Source organism: Bacteroides sp. OF04-15BH, from assembly GCF_003477995.1.
Lineage (GTDB): Bacteria > Bacteroidota > Bacteroidia > Bacteroidales > Bacteroidaceae > Paraprevotella.
Map to the genome: position 1 here is coordinate 60,625 of NZ_QUEM01000002.1, position 16,547 is coordinate 77,171.

Consider the following 16,547-nt stretch of genomic DNA (forward strand, 5'->3'; position numbering starts at 1 on the left):
ATGCTCTTTCTTATAAAGAAAGAGAACATGAAAAATGAAAGCAAACTGTTTTATCTGTTAAGAATCTGTTTCATTTTTTTATTATATCTATTCTCTGCATCCTTGCTTGCCGTATGGGCGTACACTTCTTGGCGACAGGGAATCCTGCCGTCAGAAAGATGCAATCTGGTCAGTCAGATTTATAAGAAGTAAATAAGGAAAAAGTTCGGTAATGAACTTCAATCAGTTATTCTTTTGCAGATCTTTCTTTTGTTTGTGTCTTGGTTTTGTCGTTTTCCGGATTGCTTTAGAAAGAATATGTGAATGTCTTTCTTGCTGTTTTGTCGTGATATTCATAGAACTTTCTGAAAAAAACAAGATTCAGATAGGTTTCTGTTTTCTGTTGTTTCTTCTTCTGTTCTCCTGATAATACCTTCTTCAGGATTCTTTCATTGGCTTGGTCTGTGTTCTTGGTGCTCAGCGATTTGATGTAAATGGAGGTAGTACTTTCGTTGCAGTGTCCCAATGACTCGCTGATGACGTTCATGGAGATGTTTTGCTCGTGTGCGATGGAGGCCCAACTGTGCCGAGGTACGTACGATGTGAGGTGAACCCCTTTGCCTAACGACTGGCTGATCTTGTTTAGGTTCTGGTTATACAGCCGTAGTGCCCGATGATAGTCTGCATGATGGTTTTTGGGGTCTTTCAGAATCGGAAAGAGATACTCGCGTTTGCCATTGTAATACTTGTGGATGATGCGCTCCATGACCGGTTCTATTTTGATGGATAATTGCTGGTTGGTTTTGCTTCGGGTGTAGGTGATACGCCCGTCCTGAATGTTCTTTGCCGTGAGCTTGGCCATGTCGATAAACGGCATGCCGCATGAAAAGAAACAGAAGAGAAAGGCATCCTTGGCAAACTCCATGGAGGGAGTTGTTGGCGTAAATTTCATGATTTGCTGCACAATCTGAATGTTTACCGCTCTTTTTACGGTTTTGGCTATTCCCGTATAGACCGTTCCGAAAGGTTGGCGGGAGGGAATGCCGGATGCCGAAATGGCTCTGTTATATACCGCTCGCAGTATGCGCATATAAAAGGAGGTGCTGTTCTTGCAGATCTTTTTGGAAAGCAAGTAATTTTCAAACGCCTTCACCAGATGAGCATCAAAAGTTTCCAGCTCAAGAACGGTCGTGCTTCTTTTTTCTGCCAGAAACTGCACCAGAGTGTTTCGGGCAGCCTGATAGTTCTTGGCGGTCTTGATTTTCCCTTGCCTTTTCTTGTTTAAGATTTCCTTTTCCATGAAAACAATAAAATCCATAGGCTGTGCTAGTTTTTAATGTGATAATTTATAAGATTGTATTTGAAGTGATATCGGGCAACAGAGGATTGTCCGGAGCAAATTTACGATTAAGGTGGTGATTTGTTTTCAGATTTTGTTTTGTTGAATAAAGATATTCTTTTTTCAGATTTGGTGCTCAAAACGATTTTATATTTTGGTTCTGAAATCTTTCAACTTTTATCTTTTGTGAAGCGGAAAGAACATAATCTATTTTTTTTTGTATCTTTGTACGATATTGGAATATTATTCATTGATTATAGAATAGCAGATGAACGTCATAGATCTGATCAACAGTACTAAAAGTACAGCATTTTCTTTCGAAGTCTTGCCACCGCTTAAAGGTACAGGTATTGATGCACTTTTCCGTACCATTGAGCAATTGAAGGAATTCGATCCCAAATATGTGAATATTACCACCCATCGTAGTGAATACGTGTATAAGGATGCCGGTAACGGACTCATGCAGCGGGCGCGCCTGCGTCGCCGTCCCGGAACGATTGCCGTGGCTGCAGCCATTCAAAACAAATATAACCTGCATGTGGTTCCTCATATTCTTTGTAGCGGATTCTCCAAGGAAGATATTGAATATATGCTGCTCGACCTGCAGTTTCTGGGAATCAGTGACTTGCTGGTGCTTCGTGGCGACAAGGCCAAGGAAGACGCTTCTTTCAAACCGACTCCTGGAGGCTATTCCCATGCTACAGAGTTGATTGGTCAGATTAACCGTTTTAATGAGGGCTTTTTTGTAGATGATACCCCCATTAAGGTGCCGGGAGTGCCTTTCTCTTACGGTGTGGCCTGCTATCCAGAGAAGCATGAGGAAGCGCCGAATCTGGAGACAGATTTGCAGATGCTGAAACTGAAAGCCGATTTGGGTGCCCGATATGCCGTGACTCAGTTGTATTATGACAACGAGAAGTATTTCTCCTTTGTGGAGCGTGCACGCGCCATCGGCATCAATATTCCGATTATTCCGGGCATCAAGCCGCTGGCCAAACTGTCGCAGCTGACGATGGTTCCGAAGACCTTCCATTGCGATTTGCCGCTGGCGTTGTCTTCAGAAATCCAAAAGTGTAAGTCGGACGAGGAAGTGAAGCAGGTGGGTATTGAATGGGCTGTGCAGCAGTGTAAGGAACTGATGGCACACGGCGTGCCCAGCATTCATTTCTATACCGTATCGGCAGTGGACAGTATTCGTGAGATTGCCCGCCAAATTTATTAATTACTGACTGATGATGTTATTCAAGGAGGTTGTAGGACAAGACGAGATTAAAGACCGGCTGCGTCGTGAGGCCGATGAAGGGCGTGTGGCGCATGCCTTGCTTTTTTATGGACCGGAAGGATGTGGAAAACTGCCGGTCGCCTTGGCCTTTGCCCGTTATCTGTTGTGCAGCCAGCCTCATGACGGTGAACCTTGTAGTGCGTGTAACAGTTGCCGGATGACAGCCCGATGGGCGCATCCCGACCTCCATTTCGTTTTCCCGGTTGTTAAGTATAAGGATGCGGCGCATTCCGTGTCTGATGTCTATTTGCCGGAGTGGAGAAAACAGTTGGGCGAGAACGTCTATTTCGGTCTGGATGAATGGCTGGAGGATATGCAGGCTGGCAATCAGCAGGCGATGATTTATTCTGCCGAGAGCGATGCCATACAGAAAAAGCTGAGTTTGAAATCCAATCAGGGTGGAAAGAAAGTCATGATTATCTGGCTGCCGGAGAAAATGAATCTGGAATGTGCCAATAAACTGCTGAAACTTCTGGAGGAACCGCCGGCCGAAACACATTTCTTGTTGATAAGTGAACGTTTGGAGGCTGTGTTGCCTACGATTGTCAGTCGGGCGCAGTGTATCGGCATGAAAGGCTTGTCTGAGGACGAAATAGCCGGTGCACTGATACAGCGAAATGCCTGCGACAGTGATACGGCGCGACGTGTGGCTCATACTGCCAACGGCAACCTGATTGCCGCCCAACAGTTGCTGCGCAGCAATGCCGATCAGAATCTGTTCTTTGATCTGTTTGTCATTCTGATGCGTCTGAGCTATCAGCGCAAGATCAAGGACCTGAAGAAATGGAGTGAGCAGATTGCTGCGCTGGGACGGGAAAAACAGAAGAATTTTCTGGCCTATTCGCAGAAACTGATTCGGGAGAACTTTATCTACAACTTCCGGCAACCTGACTTGAATTATGAGACGATGGAGGAGGAAAACTTTTCCAGAAATTTTGCCCGTTTCATCAATGAGCGGAATGTGATTCATATAATGGACGAACTGAGTCTGGCGCAAAGAGATATCGAACAAAACGGAAATCCCAAGTTCGTTTTCTTTGATTTTGCCCTGAAGATGATTGTCCTTCTTATTCAATAAATTAATATATCTAATCCTTATGATATGATGGATCAAGACTTTAAAATGAACGGCTGCTGTCGCGGACTTTGTGCCAAAGGGTGCGGACGACAGGACAAACAGCTTAATACATACGATTATCTGGCGGATATCCCCGGTAATAGCGAAGCGACTGATCTTGTGGAAGTGCAGTTCAAGAACACGCGCAAAGGATATTATCGCAACACTAACCAGTTGCCGCTGGAAAAAGGAGATATTGTGGCCGTTGAGGCTTCTCCGGGACACGATATCGGAGTGGTGACTCTTACCGGAAGACTGGTTCCTCTTCAGATCAAGAAGGCGAATCTGAAATCGGAACAGGACATCAAGCGTATTTACCGTAAGGCCAAGCCCGTCGATATGGAGAAGTATGAAGAGGCCAAGGCCAAGGAGCACGATACGATGATCCGTTCCCGTCAGATTGCCAAGAAACTGGGACTGGAGATGAAAATCGGCGATGTGGAGTATCAGGGCGACGGAAATAAGGCTATCTTTTATTACATAGCCGACGGTCGTGTGGACTTTCGTCAGTTGATCAAGGTGCTGGCCGAAGCTTTCAAGGTACGTATTGAGATGAAACAGATTGGAGCGCGTCAGGAAGCCGGACGCATCGGCGGTATCGGTCCTTGTGGCCGCGAATTGTGTTGTGCCACCTGGATGAAGAATTTTGTTTCCGTGTCAACTAGTGCAGCCCGTTACCAGGATATTTCGCTGAATCCCCAGAAACTGGCCGGACAGTGTGCCAAGTTGAAATGTTGCATGAACTACGAAGTGGATGCTTATGTGGAAGCCGGAAAACGATTGCCGAGCCGCGAGATTTCATTGCTCACACAGGCTGGAGAATATTTCTTCTTCAAGGCAGATATTCTTTCGGGCATGATTACTTATTCTACCGACAAGAATTTGGCAGCCAATCTGGTAACCATTCATGCCAAACGCGCTTTTGCCGTGATTTCGATGAACCGCAAGGGAGAAAAGCCGGATACGCTTACCGAAGGAAACGACGGTCTGTCGCCAAGAACTGTGGATCTGGTAGAACAAGAGAGCCTGACTCGCTTTGATAAGAGAAAGAAGAAAAATCGCAACCGCAAGGACGGTGGAAAACGTAATGCCGCACCGGAGAATCAGAAGACTGGCAAACCGCAGGGTGAGAAGAATGCCGAGATGAACAAACCTCAGCAGGGAGCTCCGGAGAATGCCGGGAATGCAGAGAACAGAAATAACCGCGAACAAAGAAAGCGTAACCGTCCGGCACAGAAAGAAAACCGCGAGCCTGGAGAAAACAAGAAAGTAAGGAAGAACCGGGATAACCGGAACAGAAATCAGGCTCCAGAAGGAAAAAATACAGCCGGAGAGGCCGATAGCAAAAAGAACAATGAAAAAGACGCTTAACATATTGACTGGTTTTTGCGCACTGCTTGCTTCCCTTGTGGGAGCAGGCAGTTGCTGCAATGAGCCGTCTACCTTGGTATATGAATACCGCCCCGTATCTTTTGACGGATGGAATAAGACTGATACGTTGCTTTTCAGCCTGCCGGAAGTAACGCAGGCGGGCGTCTATCAGGGAAAGGTCGGTGTGCGTACCAATGCCTGTTACCCTTATCAGAAAATCTGGATTGGGGTCTGCCAGACGTTACATCAGCCTGATACCGTCTTTTTAGATACTGTTTGCTGTGAGATTGTGCCGTGTTCCGACTTGGATAAAAACGGTATCGGACTGTTTTTGTCAGAATGTCCTTTGCCGGAGCACACTTATCAGGCCGGGCAGACCGGTACCGTTAAAGTCTTTCATATCCTGCGCCGCGAGGAGGTGCCCGGAGTGGGCCAGGTGGGCCTTCAAATCCAGGCAGTTCCGGCTCCTTAGCGTTGAGCCAGATTTCGCGAAGCGTCGATGCGTAGAAATATGAACAGCAGAATGGTGAATCCCCACAGGGAGGAACCGCCATAGCTGAAGAATGGCAGTGGGATACCGATTACGGGCGTCAGTCCAAGCACCATTCCCACATTAATGAACAAGTGGAACAGAAAAACACTCAGCACACAATAACCATATACCCGTCCGAACCGGTAGGGCTGTCGCTCTGCCAGATGAATCAGCCTTAGAATCAATGTGAGAAACAGCAGCAATACCGCTGCCGAACCTACAAAACCTTCTTCTTCACCCACCGTACAGAATATAAAGTCTGTATCCTGTTCCGGTACATATTTCAGTTTGGTTTGTGTACCGTTCAGAAAGCCTTTTCCTTTCAGACCGCCCGAACCGATGGCGATTTTTGCCTGGTTCACATTGTATCCGGCTCCTGTGGGGTCGTCTTCCAGTCCCAGCAATACTTTAATACGAATCTGCTGATGTGCTTCAAGCACGTTGTTCAGTACGAAGTCCACTGAGTAGAAGAAAGCCAGGGAGCCCAATGCAAATACCGCAATATAGAAATATTTCTTCACACGGGCTGTGACGGATACATAGATCAGATAGAGTCCCAGTCCGATGCATAGCGGCAGTTGCACCCATACCACATCGAAGGGGATGACATAGAATGCAAAAGCCAGTGCCACGACATTGATGCCGGCTGTCCAGTAAATCAGGTGGGTCAGCATCTTGGACTTGCCGCAATAGATACGGATCATGCTTAAAGTGAAGACCATGATGAGCAGCATCACCGAAAATTCTCCGATACTTGTTGGAGTGAACCATAGCGGATCCGCGTCAAAGCGTACGCCAACCACAAAGTAGACCACCGCCGAGATGCCGGCAAACAGGATAGAGCCTGGCATTCCTTCCCGGTAAAGCATCAGGAAGAAAGCAAAATAAACCAGTGCCGAACCGGTTTCGCGCTGCGCGATGATGAGCAGCATGGGGACGAATATCAGGGCCAGTGTCATGGCGAAGTCACGCCAGCGGGCTATGTTATACCCATACGAAGACATGAACTTGGCCACGGCTAGCGCCGTGGCGAACTTGGCAAATTCGGCAGACTGCAAGCTGAACGGTCCGATTTTAATCCACGAATGCGAACCTTTGATGTCGCGCGCCAGAAAGGGCGTGATGAACAGCAGTACCAGCAACAGGGCATAGATCACATAAGAAAAGGTGTCGTAAATCCGGTCGTTGAGCAACAGAATGATGCTGCCCAGCACAAGAGAGGTGCCGATCCACACAATCTGCATGCCCGAACGTGAGTCGAATGAGAAGAAGTTTCCTCCCTGGCTGAAGTCATAGCTCGCTCCGCAGATACTGACCCATCCGAAGGCCATGAGAGCCACATACAGCAGAATGGTCACCCAGTCTACCGAAGCCCATATACTTTTATTATCTCGATTCGTTACCATAATTGATTCTTCTATTTTGAAACTCTTCTGCTTTTTTCTCGCTTTCAGGAGAGAGTTTTCCCATTATGTATTGTTCCATCATCAGGGCACCGAGCGGCACACCGTAGTCGGCTCCCCATCCACCATTTTCCACATACACGGCAATGGCGATTTTCGGGTTGTTCATCGGGGCAAATCCCATGAAGGCCGAGTGGTCATGTCCGCGGTTCTGTGCCGTACCCGTTTTACCGCAAACCTCGTAATACGGGCTGTTTGCCGCGCGACAGGTACCGCCAACTACTGCGCGTCGCATGCCGGCTACAATATAATTATAGTATTTGGAGTCGGTCATGGTGTAATGCTTGCGGCTGTAGAGCGTGTCCAAAGAACCGCCTTTAATGCTCTTCACTACATGAGGCACATAGTAATAGCCCCGGTTGGCAATGGTGGCTGCCAGATTGGCTATCTGCAACGGAGTGGCGTTGACCTCACCCTGTCCGATGGAGATACTGATAACGGTCAGTCCGTTCCACGATCCGCGATAAGCTTTGTCGTAGAACTGTGCATTCGGGATAAGACCACGCTTCTCGCCCGGCAGGTCCACACCCAGTTTATATCCGAATCCCATAGACACCATATAGTCTTTCCAACGGGTCATCGCTTCCTGCACATTCTTATATTTCGTGCGGTTTCCGAACATGTAGAACAGTCCCCAGCAGAAATAACCATTGCAGGACGTTCCGAGTGCCGGTACCAGATTGATGGGGGAGGCATGGCCGTGGCAGCCTACCTTCAGGCCACGGTAATGAAATCCGTGCGGGCAGGAGAACGCCGTTTGCGGCGTGATGATTCCTTCCTGCAGGAAAGTCAGTGCCTGAGTCGGCTTAAAGGTTGAACCGGGAGGGTATACACCCATAATGGCTCGGTTGAGCAAAGGTTTCATCAAATCCTTGCTGAGTGTCTGATGGTTCTTTCCGCGCATACGTCCCACCATCAGGTGCGGGTCGTAGGTCGGGGAAGACACCATGCACAGAATCTCGCCGGTGGAAGGCTCGATGGCAACGATACTGCCTAGCTTGCCTTGCATCAGGCGTTCGCCCAAGGCCTGAAGCTTCAGGTCGAGTCCCAGAGTAAGGTCTTTTCCCGGAACCGGATCCTTGTCGAATTTGCCATCCATGTATTTTCCTTGGATGCGGCCGTGCGCGTCGCGCAGCAGAATTTCGATACCTTTCTCACCGCGCAGCTGTTCTTCGTAGTAGCGCTCTACACCCAGTTTTCCGATGTAGTCACCGCTCTGATAGTAATCGTCCTTTTCGATGTCGGCCGCAGACACCTCGCCCACATCGCCCAAAACGTGTGCGGCATTGGAGTACTGATACTGGCGGATGGCTCTTTTCTGGATGTAGAATCCCGGAAAACGGAACAGCTTTTCGCGGAATACACTGAATTCCTCGGCCGAGAGCTGGCTCATGAACAGCTGTTGCGTGTAGCTGGAATAACCGGGGTTGCGTCTGCGGTCCTTGATTTCTTCCATGCGTTTCACGTAGAATTCCGGAGTGATGCCCAGACTTTGGCATAAGTCGGCCGTATCCACGCCGATTTGTTCGCGCATCACCACCATAATGTCATAGGCCGGCTGGTTGTAGACCAGCAGCTTGCCGTTACGGTCGGTGATGATTCCTCTCGACGGATATTTGATTCGTTTCAGAAAAGCATTGGAGTCGGCGTTCTTTTTATAGTCGTCGCTCATCAGTTGCAGTGTAAACAGTCGTATGAGGAAAACAATGACAATGAATACTGCGGCACCGCCAATGACATATTTGCGGTTCTCAAAATCGTATTTTCCCATAGATGCCTAGTTTTTCTGCTTTTTAGGGTTGCGTGCAAATTCCAAAGTCATCATCAGGAGCAGCGACAGGGCAATGCTTCCGCCCATACTGATGAGCAGAACCTCCCAATTGAAGAAAGAGAATGCTTCCAGCAGGAAGAAGGTGACGTGGTGCAGCAGAGTGAGCAGGAACAGCAGCTGGAAGAATTTCCATTTACCCATGGAGCGGATTGAGGGAACCAGATCCTCGGGAGCATCCTTGGATACCAGCAGTTTCAGTAAGGGGGGCAGGAAAAAGGCTGCCAGAGTCATGGAAGCCGAAACCACACCCGGGGTTCCTGAAAACACGTCAATCAGGATTCCGGCGATGAAGCCCCAAAGCAGCAGTACGCTGCGGGAAGTGTTTTTGGGGAACAGCAGCAGGAAATAAACGCTGATGAGGGGTGTGATGCACCCCAGGATATGAATCTGGTTAAACACCAGAACCTGTATGGCCCAGAGGGCAATCATCCATAATATCTTATAAAACCAAACTAATACCATGATATCATTTCCTTGATTTTTCTTTTAATTGTCCGTCGAGTGCGTTCAGCTCATCCTGATCCGGAGACATGATGACGCATACATCGCGCAGACGGGCGAAGTCGGTACCCAAGTGTACCTTGATGCGATAAGACAGTCCGTCTTTGGAGTTTCTCACCTGATTGACTTTTCCGATGAACAGTCCTTCCGGGAATACGGATGAGAAACCGCTGGTTTCGATGACGTCGCCGGTCTGGATTTTTGCATAGCGGGGCACATCATTCATCCAGGCATAGAGCGGGCTGCCGCCGTCCCAGTTCAGATAGCCGAAGTAGCCGCTTTTGCGCAGCCGGCAGCTGATGTTTGATTTGGAGTTGAGCACCGGCATGACAATGGAGTAGTGCGGGGCTGTGATATATACGATTCCCACGACACCGGTACCACAGACCACGCCCATTTCCGGGCGCACTCCGTCGGCTTCTCCCTTGTTGATGGTGAGGTAATTGTCTTGTAGCAGCACGGAGTTGTTCACCACGTTGGCGTCCAGCAACTGATAGGAGCGCAGCAGAGAGTCCGTGCGCTGTTGGGTGTAGGTGGGAGGCGTGCTGAGTTTCTTGAGTTCGTGTTCCAGTTGTGCTATGCGATGTTCGAGCACGACATTGCGTTCGGTCAGTGCCCGGTTGTTGTCGCCTAATGCCAGATAAGACAGAGTCTTGGAGTGGATTTCCATAATGTTTCCGGCCACGGTATTGGCCGAAGTAAACCACACACTGCCCTGATAGCCGTTAAAACGGAACAGGGCGCACAGACTGATGGCCTCGAGCAGGATAAAGACGAACCAGTAATTGTATTTCGATAAAAAATCAAGTAGTTTACGCACGTTTCTTGTTTGATTAAATAAAAACGGGAAATGAAAGGCGACGGGTACAACCTCGCCGGGTTTCATTTCCCGCAATTATGATTCTTATTCCGTTAGTGTTTACATAAGGAAAGAAAAGTTGTTGACGTTCTTCAGGGCAATACCGGTACCCTTAGCCACACTGTGCAACGGATCGTCGGCAATGTGGAATGGGATATTGATCTTGTCTGTCAAACGCTTGTCCAGTCCGCGCAGCAGGGCACCTCCACCACTCAGGTAGATTCCGTTGTGCACGATATCGGCATACAGTTCCGGCGGAGTATTTTCCAGAGCGTTCAGCACGGCTGTTTCGATGCGTGCGATGGATTTCTCCAGGCAGTGTGCAATTTCCTGATAGCACACCGGCACTTCCATTGGCAGTGCGGTGATACGGTTCGGACCGTATACTACGTAGTCTTCCGGAGCCTCTTCGCCCAGATCGGTCAGTGCGGCACCTACATGAATCTTGATTCGTTCGGCCATACGCTCACTCACCTTCACATTGTGCTGGCGGCTCATGTATTCCTGAATGTCGGCAGTCAGGTCGTCGCCAGCAATACGGATAGAGTTGTTGGTGACGATACCACCCAAAGAGATAACGGCAATTTCTGTAGAACCGCCGCCTATATCCACGATCATGTTACCCTGGGGAGCTTCCACGTCAATACCGATACCGATGGCAGCGGCCATAGGCTCGTAAATGAGGTACACCTCACGTCCGCCGGCATGCTCGGCAGAGTCGCGCACGGCGCGCAGTTCCACTTCGGTAGAGCCGGAAGGCACACCGATGACCATGCGCAATGACGGAGAGAAGAAGCGGCTGCCGGTATGTACCATCTTGATGAGGCCGCGCATCATCTGCTCGCAGGCGTAGAAGTCGGCAATCACACCTTCGCGCAGCGGGCGCACGGTGCGGATATTGTCGTGTGTCTTTTCATACATCATCTTGGCCTTTTCGCCCACGGCAATCATCTTGTCTGAGCGGCGGTCGAGTGCCACCACTGAAGGCTCATCTACCACAATCTTCCCGTCGCAGGTAATGATCGTATTGGCAGTACCCAAGTCCATTGCGATTTCTTGAGTAAATGAAAAAAATCCCATAATCAGTATTTCCTGTTTGTTATTATTTGATTATTTGTTGTCGGCGAACCATGCGTGGATCGCAGTGTCGTAGTGGCTGCTCACACCGAAAGCGCGGGTTGCGAACATCTGGCGCTGTGCCAGTGTGGTCTGTGCACCGTTTTCCTTCAGGATGTTCAGGAAGTCGTTGTATTCAGCCTTGCTCGGGATGATCACTACATCGTTGAAGTTCTTGGCTGCTGCACGGATCAGTGAGATACCGCCTATGTCGATCTTTTCGATGATGTCGGCTGCTGAAGCGCCGCTGGCTACGGTTGCCTCAAACGGATACAAGTCTACGATAACCAGGTCGATTTCCGGAATTTCATATTTTTTCATCTGTGCCTGGTCTTCTTCCAGTGCACGGCGGCCCAGAATACCTCCGAATACTTTCGGGTGCAGGGTCTTTACACGTCCGCCCAGGATTGACGGATAGGTGGTCAGGTCTTCAACGGCCTGGCACGGATAGCCCAGACTTTCGATAAAACTTTGGGTTCCTCCTGTTGAAAGGAACTGTACTCCGTCCTTATGCAGTTCGGCCAGAATCTGGTCCAGGCCGTCCTTATGAAATACTGAAACTAACGCTGTCTTGATTTTCTTTGTTTCTGCCATACTGTATTCTATTATCTATTACTGTGATTCTGAACTGCAAAGATACGAATTTTCTGATTCACTATACTTATAATATACGGAAAATCACAGGAAAAATATATTTAATTTCGGAAAGGGCTGTCCGCGGCCGTCGGTTTTGCCGTTTTCGGAGTGCGTCGGGCTATCTGTTCTTGCGGAACTGCAGGGGCGGAACGCCCTGATGACGGCGGAAAAAACGGGCAAAAAACGACGAATTGGGAAAGTGGAGTATTTCGGCTATTTCCATAATACTCATGTCGGTGGACCTCAGCAGCACTTTGGCTTCGCGCATCAGAAAGTCCGAGAGCCAGAAGTGGAACGTCTGTCCTGTTTTTTGCCGGATGGTGCGCATCAGGTGCTTGTCGGAGATGCAGAGTTTGCTGGCATAGAAGGCAGAATAGTGTTCTTCCTTGCAGTGCCGGTGGAGCAGATAAAAGAACCGGTCGGTAATTTCGTCCGGACGCGACACTCTGACCTTGGTCTCCCGGTGGATATAGAGCCGGTTTACCTCCATGATCAGCGCAAAGAGCAGTCCCTTGATAATCTCATTGTTGTTTTCGGGCGCGCGGTAGCGCTCTTCGATGAATTCGAAATAGCGCTGCAGCAGGTTTGCGGTGCGTGTGTCGGGGGTAATGAGCGGAGAATAAGCCACTTTGTGTGAGATTTCAGCCTTGAGCAGGAGCGGGAAGTCGGACATGAAATCAAAGTCGAAAAACAGGCACTGCGCCCGGAAATCGCTGCTGTGTGTCTGGGGACAGAGCAGCATGTTGGGCAGGAGAAACAGAAACGTGTTCTCGGTGAGTGTCTGTTGGTGACCGTCGATAAGCATGCGTGCTTCTCCCTGCATCACAAGCAGGAAATGCACCCGTCCGATGGGGGCGCGCCAGTTTTGCCCTTCCTGCACGAAGGGCAAAGAGTCCGGATGGAAGTCGGTGATTCCGAATCGTGTGGAGTTCGTGTTCATGATCATCACATTTTGCTGCAAATATACTCTTTTGTGGGGAACCGGAAACCATGTTAGTCACGATTAGGACATTTCTGGCAGAGAATAGGGCGAAATCCATTCGTAAAAAGTTCGGAACTTTGCACCTGAATTAAAAGGGTAAAAAGAATATGAACGAAAAAACAAGAAATTCCGAGCTTTATCTGTTGCTTATGGTTGGGGCCATCTCCGCATTCGGCCCGTTTGTGACCGACTTCTATCTTCCGGCGCTACCGTCACTAAATGAATATTTTCATACTACCGCCTCGTTGGTGCAGTTGAGTCTTACCTTCAGTATGGTGGGACTGGCTGTGGGGCAGCTTGTGATTGGTCCGCTGAGCGACAAGTATGGTCGCAAATCTCCGTTACTGTTGTCGCTGGTGACTTTTTCTGTTTCCACATTAGGTTGCCTGTATGCCCCCGATATCTATTGGTTTATCTTTTTCCGTCTGATTCAGGGGTTGGCCGGTGCCGGTGGCTTGGTGATTTCCAAATCTATTGCTACCGATCTTTATGAAGGCAAGGAGCTTACCCGATTTTTCTCCATGCTGAGCAGCGTGCAGGGACTGGCGCCTATCTGCGCTCCCGTGTTGGGTGGCTTTTTGTTGGAGGTGACCAACTGGAAGGGGATTTTCTGGATTCTCTTTGTCATCGGACTGGCATTGCTGGTAACTCTGCTCTTTTTCAAGGAGTCACTGCCGCTTGCTGCGCGTCGTGAGGGAAGTGTGTGGGTTGCCTTCCGGCGTTATGTGCCCGTGTTGGGGCATGGCCGCTTCATGTGCTACGTGCTGGTGCAGGCATTTGCCATGGGAGTGATGTTTACTTATATTGCCGCCTCTCCTTTTATTTTCCAGAGTCATTACGGTCTGTCGCCGGTGGCCTACAGCCTGTGTTTCGGTGCCAATGCCGTGGCGGTGATGCTGGGCAGCCTCACGGTTTCGTTTTTCCGCAGCGCTACGCAGGCCATGCGTGTGGGCGTGGTCGGCTTCGGGCTGATCAGCCTGTTGGTGGCCTCCGTACTGATTTCCGGTGCACCGGTGATGATTGTTGAGGGCTGCTTGTTCGTGTTTATGATATTCTTGGGATTGATTCTGCCCAGCAGTACGATGCTGGCACTCGATCTGGAGCGTGCGAATTCCGGTAATGCTTCGGCGGTGTTGGGTTTTCTGATGTTTCTGTTCGGAGGAGTGCTGTCGCCGTTGACCGGCTTGGGCGATATGCTTCAGACCACCAGTCTCATTATGGTGCTCTGTTGTGCGGCTGCTCTGGGATGCACCTTGCTCACTACAACCCGCTTTTCACGCGGTATCCTGAGAGGGCATGCAACAAAAGCCTGACGCAGGATCGTTCGTCTTTTCAAGATTGTTTCAGGAGAATGGAAAAGGCGTCTTGGGCGCACGAAAATTTTATTTCGATGATTTGATAAAATGATTCTGATGTTTTTTACAATTCATCAGGATCATTTTTTTATGTCTTTGGGAGGGATGGGCGGAGAAAAAGGGATGAAAGGGGAATAAAAAAGAAAAGGACCTCAAAAATGAGATCCTTTCTTCTGTGATTCGCTTGGGGTTCGAACCCAAGACCCCAACATTAAAAGTGTTGTGCTCTACCTGCTGAGCTAGCGAATCATCCTATTTGCTGTTTGCGTGTGCAAAGGTAGAACATATATTTGAAACTTCCAAATTATTCTGCACTTTTTTGCGAATTTTTTTCTTCTTCGGCTTTCAGGGTGAGATTTCTGTGACGTTTTTGCCACTGTTTCTCATTATAATCAATGTATTGTTTGTAATACGACAGTATCAATGTGGTGAGCGGCAGCGCGATGATCAGACCGATGATGCCCAGCAGACTGCCCCAGATAGACAGGGACAGCAGAATGATGGCCGGATTCAGCCCCATGAGCTTGCCCATAATTTTGGGCACCAGAATCATGTCCTGGATGGTTTGCACCACGATGAACACGATGCAGGCCAGAAGCAGAATCAGCCAGAAGTTCTCTCCCGTGTCGGCCGCTTTGATGAGCGCGAGCAGAATCGTGGGAATGAATCCGATGACTTGCAGGTAAGGCACCAGATTCAGCAGGCCGATGAACAGTCCCAGACCGATGGCCATCGGGAAGTCGATAATCAGGAACCCGATGCTGAACAGGATACCTACGAGAAAGGCCACCAGAGCCTGACCGCGGAAATAGGCATTCATGCCGTGCTCCACATCGTGTGCCAGGCGTCCGGCAAAGCGCCGGTTCTTTTTCGGCACCAGCTTGATCCAGCCGTTGGACAGCTTTTCATAGTCCAGCAGGATAAAGAACATATAGAGCAGGGTGATGAGTGAAGCGATGATTCCGAAGACAATGTCCACGGTTTTATACACCACGTCGAGCGCCTGATTAACTGCCGATTTGGCCGCTTCCATGATATTCTTTTCGTGGAGCAGCTGCAAGATGCTGTTCTGGTCCACATGAGTCTGGAAAAACAGTTTGACCTGTTCCGTGATGACGGAGTCGCCCCATCGGGCGGAAATGAATTCCAGAATGACATCCTTGAAACGGATGGTTTCGGAAATGATTGGCGGAATGACCAGCCAGAAAATGCCGGTCAGCACGGCCAGAACGACGATGCCCGAAAGGATGATGCTCACCACGCGGCTGCGCAGCCGGAGCTTATACTGGAAGAATTTGACCAGCGGATAGAGCATGTAGGCAAATACCCACGCTATGAAAAAGGGGAGCAGCACATCGCTCAGCAGATTGAGGATGTAGATGGCCAGTGCCGTACCGGCTATTCCCAATCCTCCGCGGACAAAACGGTCAAACGTGATTTCTTTTCTCATGGCTATTATAATATGTGTATTTTATTCTTGTGCAGGTGTGTCGTCGGGCTTTTTGTCCTGATCCTTTTTGATGGATTCCAGATAGCATACCCGGCAGAGCGGTTCGTATTCGTGCTGTTCGCCCAGCAAGACACGCTTGTTGTCGCTCACGGTGCGGTGCGAAATATAGGCCTGGTTGCCGCATTTCACACAAATGGCGTGCACCTTGGTCACATCGTCGGCAATGGCACACAGAGCCGGAATCGGTCCGAACGGCACGCCCAGAAAGTCCAGGTCCAGGCCGGCCACAATAACTCGGGTGCCTTGATTGGCCAGTTCGTTGCACACCTGTACCAGATTGTCGTCAAAGAACTGTGCCTCGTCAATGCCGACAACCTCGGTGTCGGAGCCGAGCAGCAGGATGCTGTATGACGATTCCACCGGTGTGGAGTGGATGGAATTTCCTTCGTGCGACACCACGTCGGCTTCGGAATAGCGCGTGTCGATGGCCGGTTTGAAGATTTCCACGCTCTGGCGGGCAAACTTGGCCCGTTTCAGACGTCGGATCAGTTCTTCCGTTTTGCCCGAAAACATGGAGCCGCAGATCACTTCAATTCGTCCTCTTCTTATTCTTTCTCCGTTCGTTTCCATTGTTTGCTGTGAATCTTGTTTTTTAGTGATGAACAAAAATGCAAAATTAATATTTCCTTTTTAGAAAAACGAGAAAGAAAGTAGAAATGATAAACTTCTGTTAA

At 49.3% G+C, this 16,547-nt stretch carries 15 protein-coding genes and 1 tRNA gene; 5 read left to right on the top strand and 11 right to left on the bottom strand.

The window, feature by feature from the left end:
- Positions 1-286 precede the first annotated feature (286 nt).
- Positions 287-1,297 carry a site-specific integrase gene (locus DXA74_RS01220; RefSeq protein WP_118525012.1) on the bottom strand — a complete coding sequence of 337 codons (1,011 nt, stop codon included), beginning with the start codon at positions 1,295-1,297 and terminating at the stop codon, positions 287-289.
- 289 nt (positions 1,298-1,586) lie between these two features.
- Here DXA74_RS01220 and metF point away from each other — a divergent pair, with 289 nt between their 5' ends.
- From metF to DXA74_RS01240, 4 genes are read left to right on the top strand one after another with little or no spacing between them, the layout of a single operon-like run.
- Complete coding sequence (gene metF, locus DXA74_RS01225; RefSeq protein WP_118525013.1) at positions 1,587-2,540, top strand: methylenetetrahydrofolate reductase [NAD(P)H]; 954 nt, start codon at positions 1,587-1,589, stop codon at positions 2,538-2,540.
- A 13-nt stretch (positions 2,541-2,553) separates the two neighbouring features.
- Entirely contained in the window at positions 2,554-3,678 is a 1,125-nt protein-coding gene (locus tag DXA74_RS01230; protein ID WP_118525126.1) for a DNA polymerase III subunit delta', read from the top strand.
- A gap of 27 nt (positions 3,679-3,705) precedes the next feature.
- The gene (locus DXA74_RS01235) at positions 3,706-5,088 is read left to right on the top strand and encodes a regulatory iron-sulfur-containing complex subunit RicT (protein ID WP_118525127.1); all 1,383 of its coding nucleotides are present in this window, start codon (positions 3,706-3,708) and stop codon (positions 5,086-5,088) included.
- Positions 5,072-5,560: a gliding motility lipoprotein GldH gene (locus tag DXA74_RS01240; protein WP_118525014.1), complete on the top strand. Its 489-nt coding sequence runs from the start codon at positions 5,072-5,074 to the stop codon at positions 5,558-5,560. Before DXA74_RS01235 ends, DXA74_RS01240 begins: the two co-directional genes overlap by 17 nt.
- On the opposite strand, the gene rodA is transcribed toward DXA74_RS01240, so the two are convergent.
- The 7 genes from rodA to DXA74_RS01275 all read right to left on the bottom strand — a co-directional run bounded on the left by rodA (position 5,557) and on the right by DXA74_RS01275 (position 12,966).
- Positions 5,557-7,026 carry a rod shape-determining protein RodA gene (rodA, locus tag DXA74_RS01245; protein ID WP_118525015.1) on the bottom strand — a complete coding sequence of 490 codons (1,470 nt, stop codon included), beginning with the start codon at positions 7,024-7,026 and terminating at the stop codon, positions 5,557-5,559. The genes DXA74_RS01240 and rodA overlap by 4 nt on opposite strands.
- Positions 7,007-8,854 (bottom strand): penicillin-binding protein 2, encoded by a 1,848-nt coding sequence (gene mrdA / locus DXA74_RS01250; RefSeq protein WP_118525016.1) that lies wholly within the window; start codon positions 8,852-8,854, stop codon positions 7,007-7,009. The genes rodA and mrdA overlap by 20 nt, the downstream gene beginning before the upstream one ends.
- Positions 8,855-8,860: 6 nt before the next feature.
- Entirely contained in the window at positions 8,861-9,376 is a 516-nt protein-coding gene (gene mreD, locus DXA74_RS01255) for a rod shape-determining protein MreD (RefSeq protein ID WP_118525017.1), read from the bottom strand.
- Positions 9,377-9,380: 4 nt separating this feature from the next.
- A complete protein-coding gene (gene mreC / locus DXA74_RS01260; RefSeq protein WP_118525018.1) occupies positions 9,381-10,235 on the bottom strand; it encodes a rod shape-determining protein MreC in 855 nt (284 codons plus the stop codon).
- 99 nt (positions 10,236-10,334) lie between these two features.
- A complete protein-coding gene (locus DXA74_RS01265; RefSeq protein ID WP_118525019.1) occupies positions 10,335-11,354 on the bottom strand; it encodes a rod shape-determining protein in 1,020 nt (339 codons plus the stop codon).
- Between the two features lie 30 nt (positions 11,355-11,384).
- Positions 11,385-11,984 (bottom strand): IMP cyclohydrolase, encoded by a 600-nt coding sequence (locus DXA74_RS01270; RefSeq protein WP_118525020.1) that lies wholly within the window; start codon positions 11,982-11,984, stop codon positions 11,385-11,387.
- Positions 11,985-12,144: 160 nt separating this feature from the next.
- Positions 12,145-12,966, bottom strand: a complete 822-nt coding sequence (locus tag DXA74_RS01275; protein WP_118525128.1) for an AraC family transcriptional regulator — start codon at positions 12,964-12,966, stop codon at positions 12,145-12,147.
- Positions 12,967-13,115: 149 nt separating this feature from the next.
- On the opposite strand from DXA74_RS01275, the gene DXA74_RS01280 reads away from it, so the two are divergent.
- Positions 13,116-14,321 carry a multidrug effflux MFS transporter gene (locus DXA74_RS01280; protein ID WP_118525021.1) on the top strand — a complete coding sequence of 402 codons (1,206 nt, stop codon included), beginning with the start codon at positions 13,116-13,118 and terminating at the stop codon, positions 14,319-14,321.
- 218 nt (positions 14,322-14,539) lie between these two features.
- Here DXA74_RS01280 and DXA74_RS01285 read toward each other — a convergent pair.
- The 3 genes from DXA74_RS01285 to DXA74_RS01295 form a co-directional block, all read right to left on the bottom strand.
- A tRNA-Lys gene (locus DXA74_RS01285) sits at positions 14,540-14,612 on the bottom strand.
- 55 nt (positions 14,613-14,667) lie between these two features.
- Positions 14,668-15,813: an AI-2E family transporter gene (locus DXA74_RS01290; protein ID WP_118525022.1), complete on the bottom strand. Its 1,146-nt coding sequence runs from the start codon at positions 15,811-15,813 to the stop codon at positions 14,668-14,670.
- A 21-nt stretch (positions 15,814-15,834) separates the two neighbouring features.
- On the bottom strand, positions 15,835-16,443 hold the full coding sequence (locus DXA74_RS01295) for a thymidine kinase (protein ID WP_118525023.1): 609 nt from the start codon (positions 16,441-16,443) through the stop codon (positions 15,835-15,837).
- Positions 16,444-16,547: the final 104 nt, after the last annotated feature.

What these genes read in the sequence shown, in the direction of transcription:
- DXA74_RS01220 (WP_118525012.1), bottom strand. Translation starts at nt 1,297, where the DNA reads ATGGATTTTATTGTTTTCATGGAAAAGGAAATCTTAAACAAGAAAAGG.
- metF (WP_118525013.1), top strand. Translation starts at nt 1,587, where the DNA reads ATGAACGTCATAGATCTGATCAACAGTACTAAAAGTACAGCATTTTCT.
- DXA74_RS01230 (WP_118525126.1), top strand. Translation starts at nt 2,554, where the DNA reads ATGTTATTCAAGGAGGTTGTAGGACAAGACGAGATTAAAGACCGGCTG.
- DXA74_RS01235 (WP_118525127.1), top strand. Translation starts at nt 3,706, where the DNA reads ATGGATCAAGACTTTAAAATGAACGGCTGCTGTCGCGGACTTTGTGCC.
- DXA74_RS01240 (WP_118525014.1), top strand. Translation starts at nt 5,072, where the DNA reads ATGAAAAAGACGCTTAACATATTGACTGGTTTTTGCGCACTGCTTGCT.
- rodA (WP_118525015.1), bottom strand. Translation starts at nt 7,026, where the DNA reads ATGGTAACGAATCGAGATAATAAAAGTATATGGGCTTCGGTAGACTGG.
- mrdA (WP_118525016.1), bottom strand. Translation starts at nt 8,854, where the DNA reads ATGGGAAAATACGATTTTGAGAACCGCAAATATGTCATTGGCGGTGCC.
- mreD (WP_118525017.1), bottom strand. Translation starts at nt 9,376, where the DNA reads ATGGTATTAGTTTGGTTTTATAAGATATTATGGATGATTGCCCTCTGG.
- DXA74_RS01265 (WP_118525019.1), bottom strand. Translation starts at nt 11,354, where the DNA reads ATGGGATTTTTTTCATTTACTCAAGAAATCGCAATGGACTTGGGTACT.
- DXA74_RS01270 (WP_118525020.1), bottom strand. Translation starts at nt 11,984, where the DNA reads ATGGCAGAAACAAAGAAAATCAAGACAGCGTTAGTTTCAGTATTTCAT.
- DXA74_RS01275 (WP_118525128.1), bottom strand. Translation starts at nt 12,966, where the DNA reads ATGAACACGAACTCCACACGATTCGGAATCACCGACTTCCATCCGGAC.
- DXA74_RS01280 (WP_118525021.1), top strand. Translation starts at nt 13,116, where the DNA reads ATGAACGAAAAAACAAGAAATTCCGAGCTTTATCTGTTGCTTATGGTT.
- DXA74_RS01290 (WP_118525022.1), bottom strand. Translation starts at nt 15,813, where the DNA reads ATGAGAAAAGAAATCACGTTTGACCGTTTTGTCCGCGGAGGATTGGGA.
- DXA74_RS01295 (WP_118525023.1), bottom strand. Translation starts at nt 16,443, where the DNA reads ATGGAAACGAACGGAGAAAGAATAAGAAGAGGACGAATTGAAGTGATC.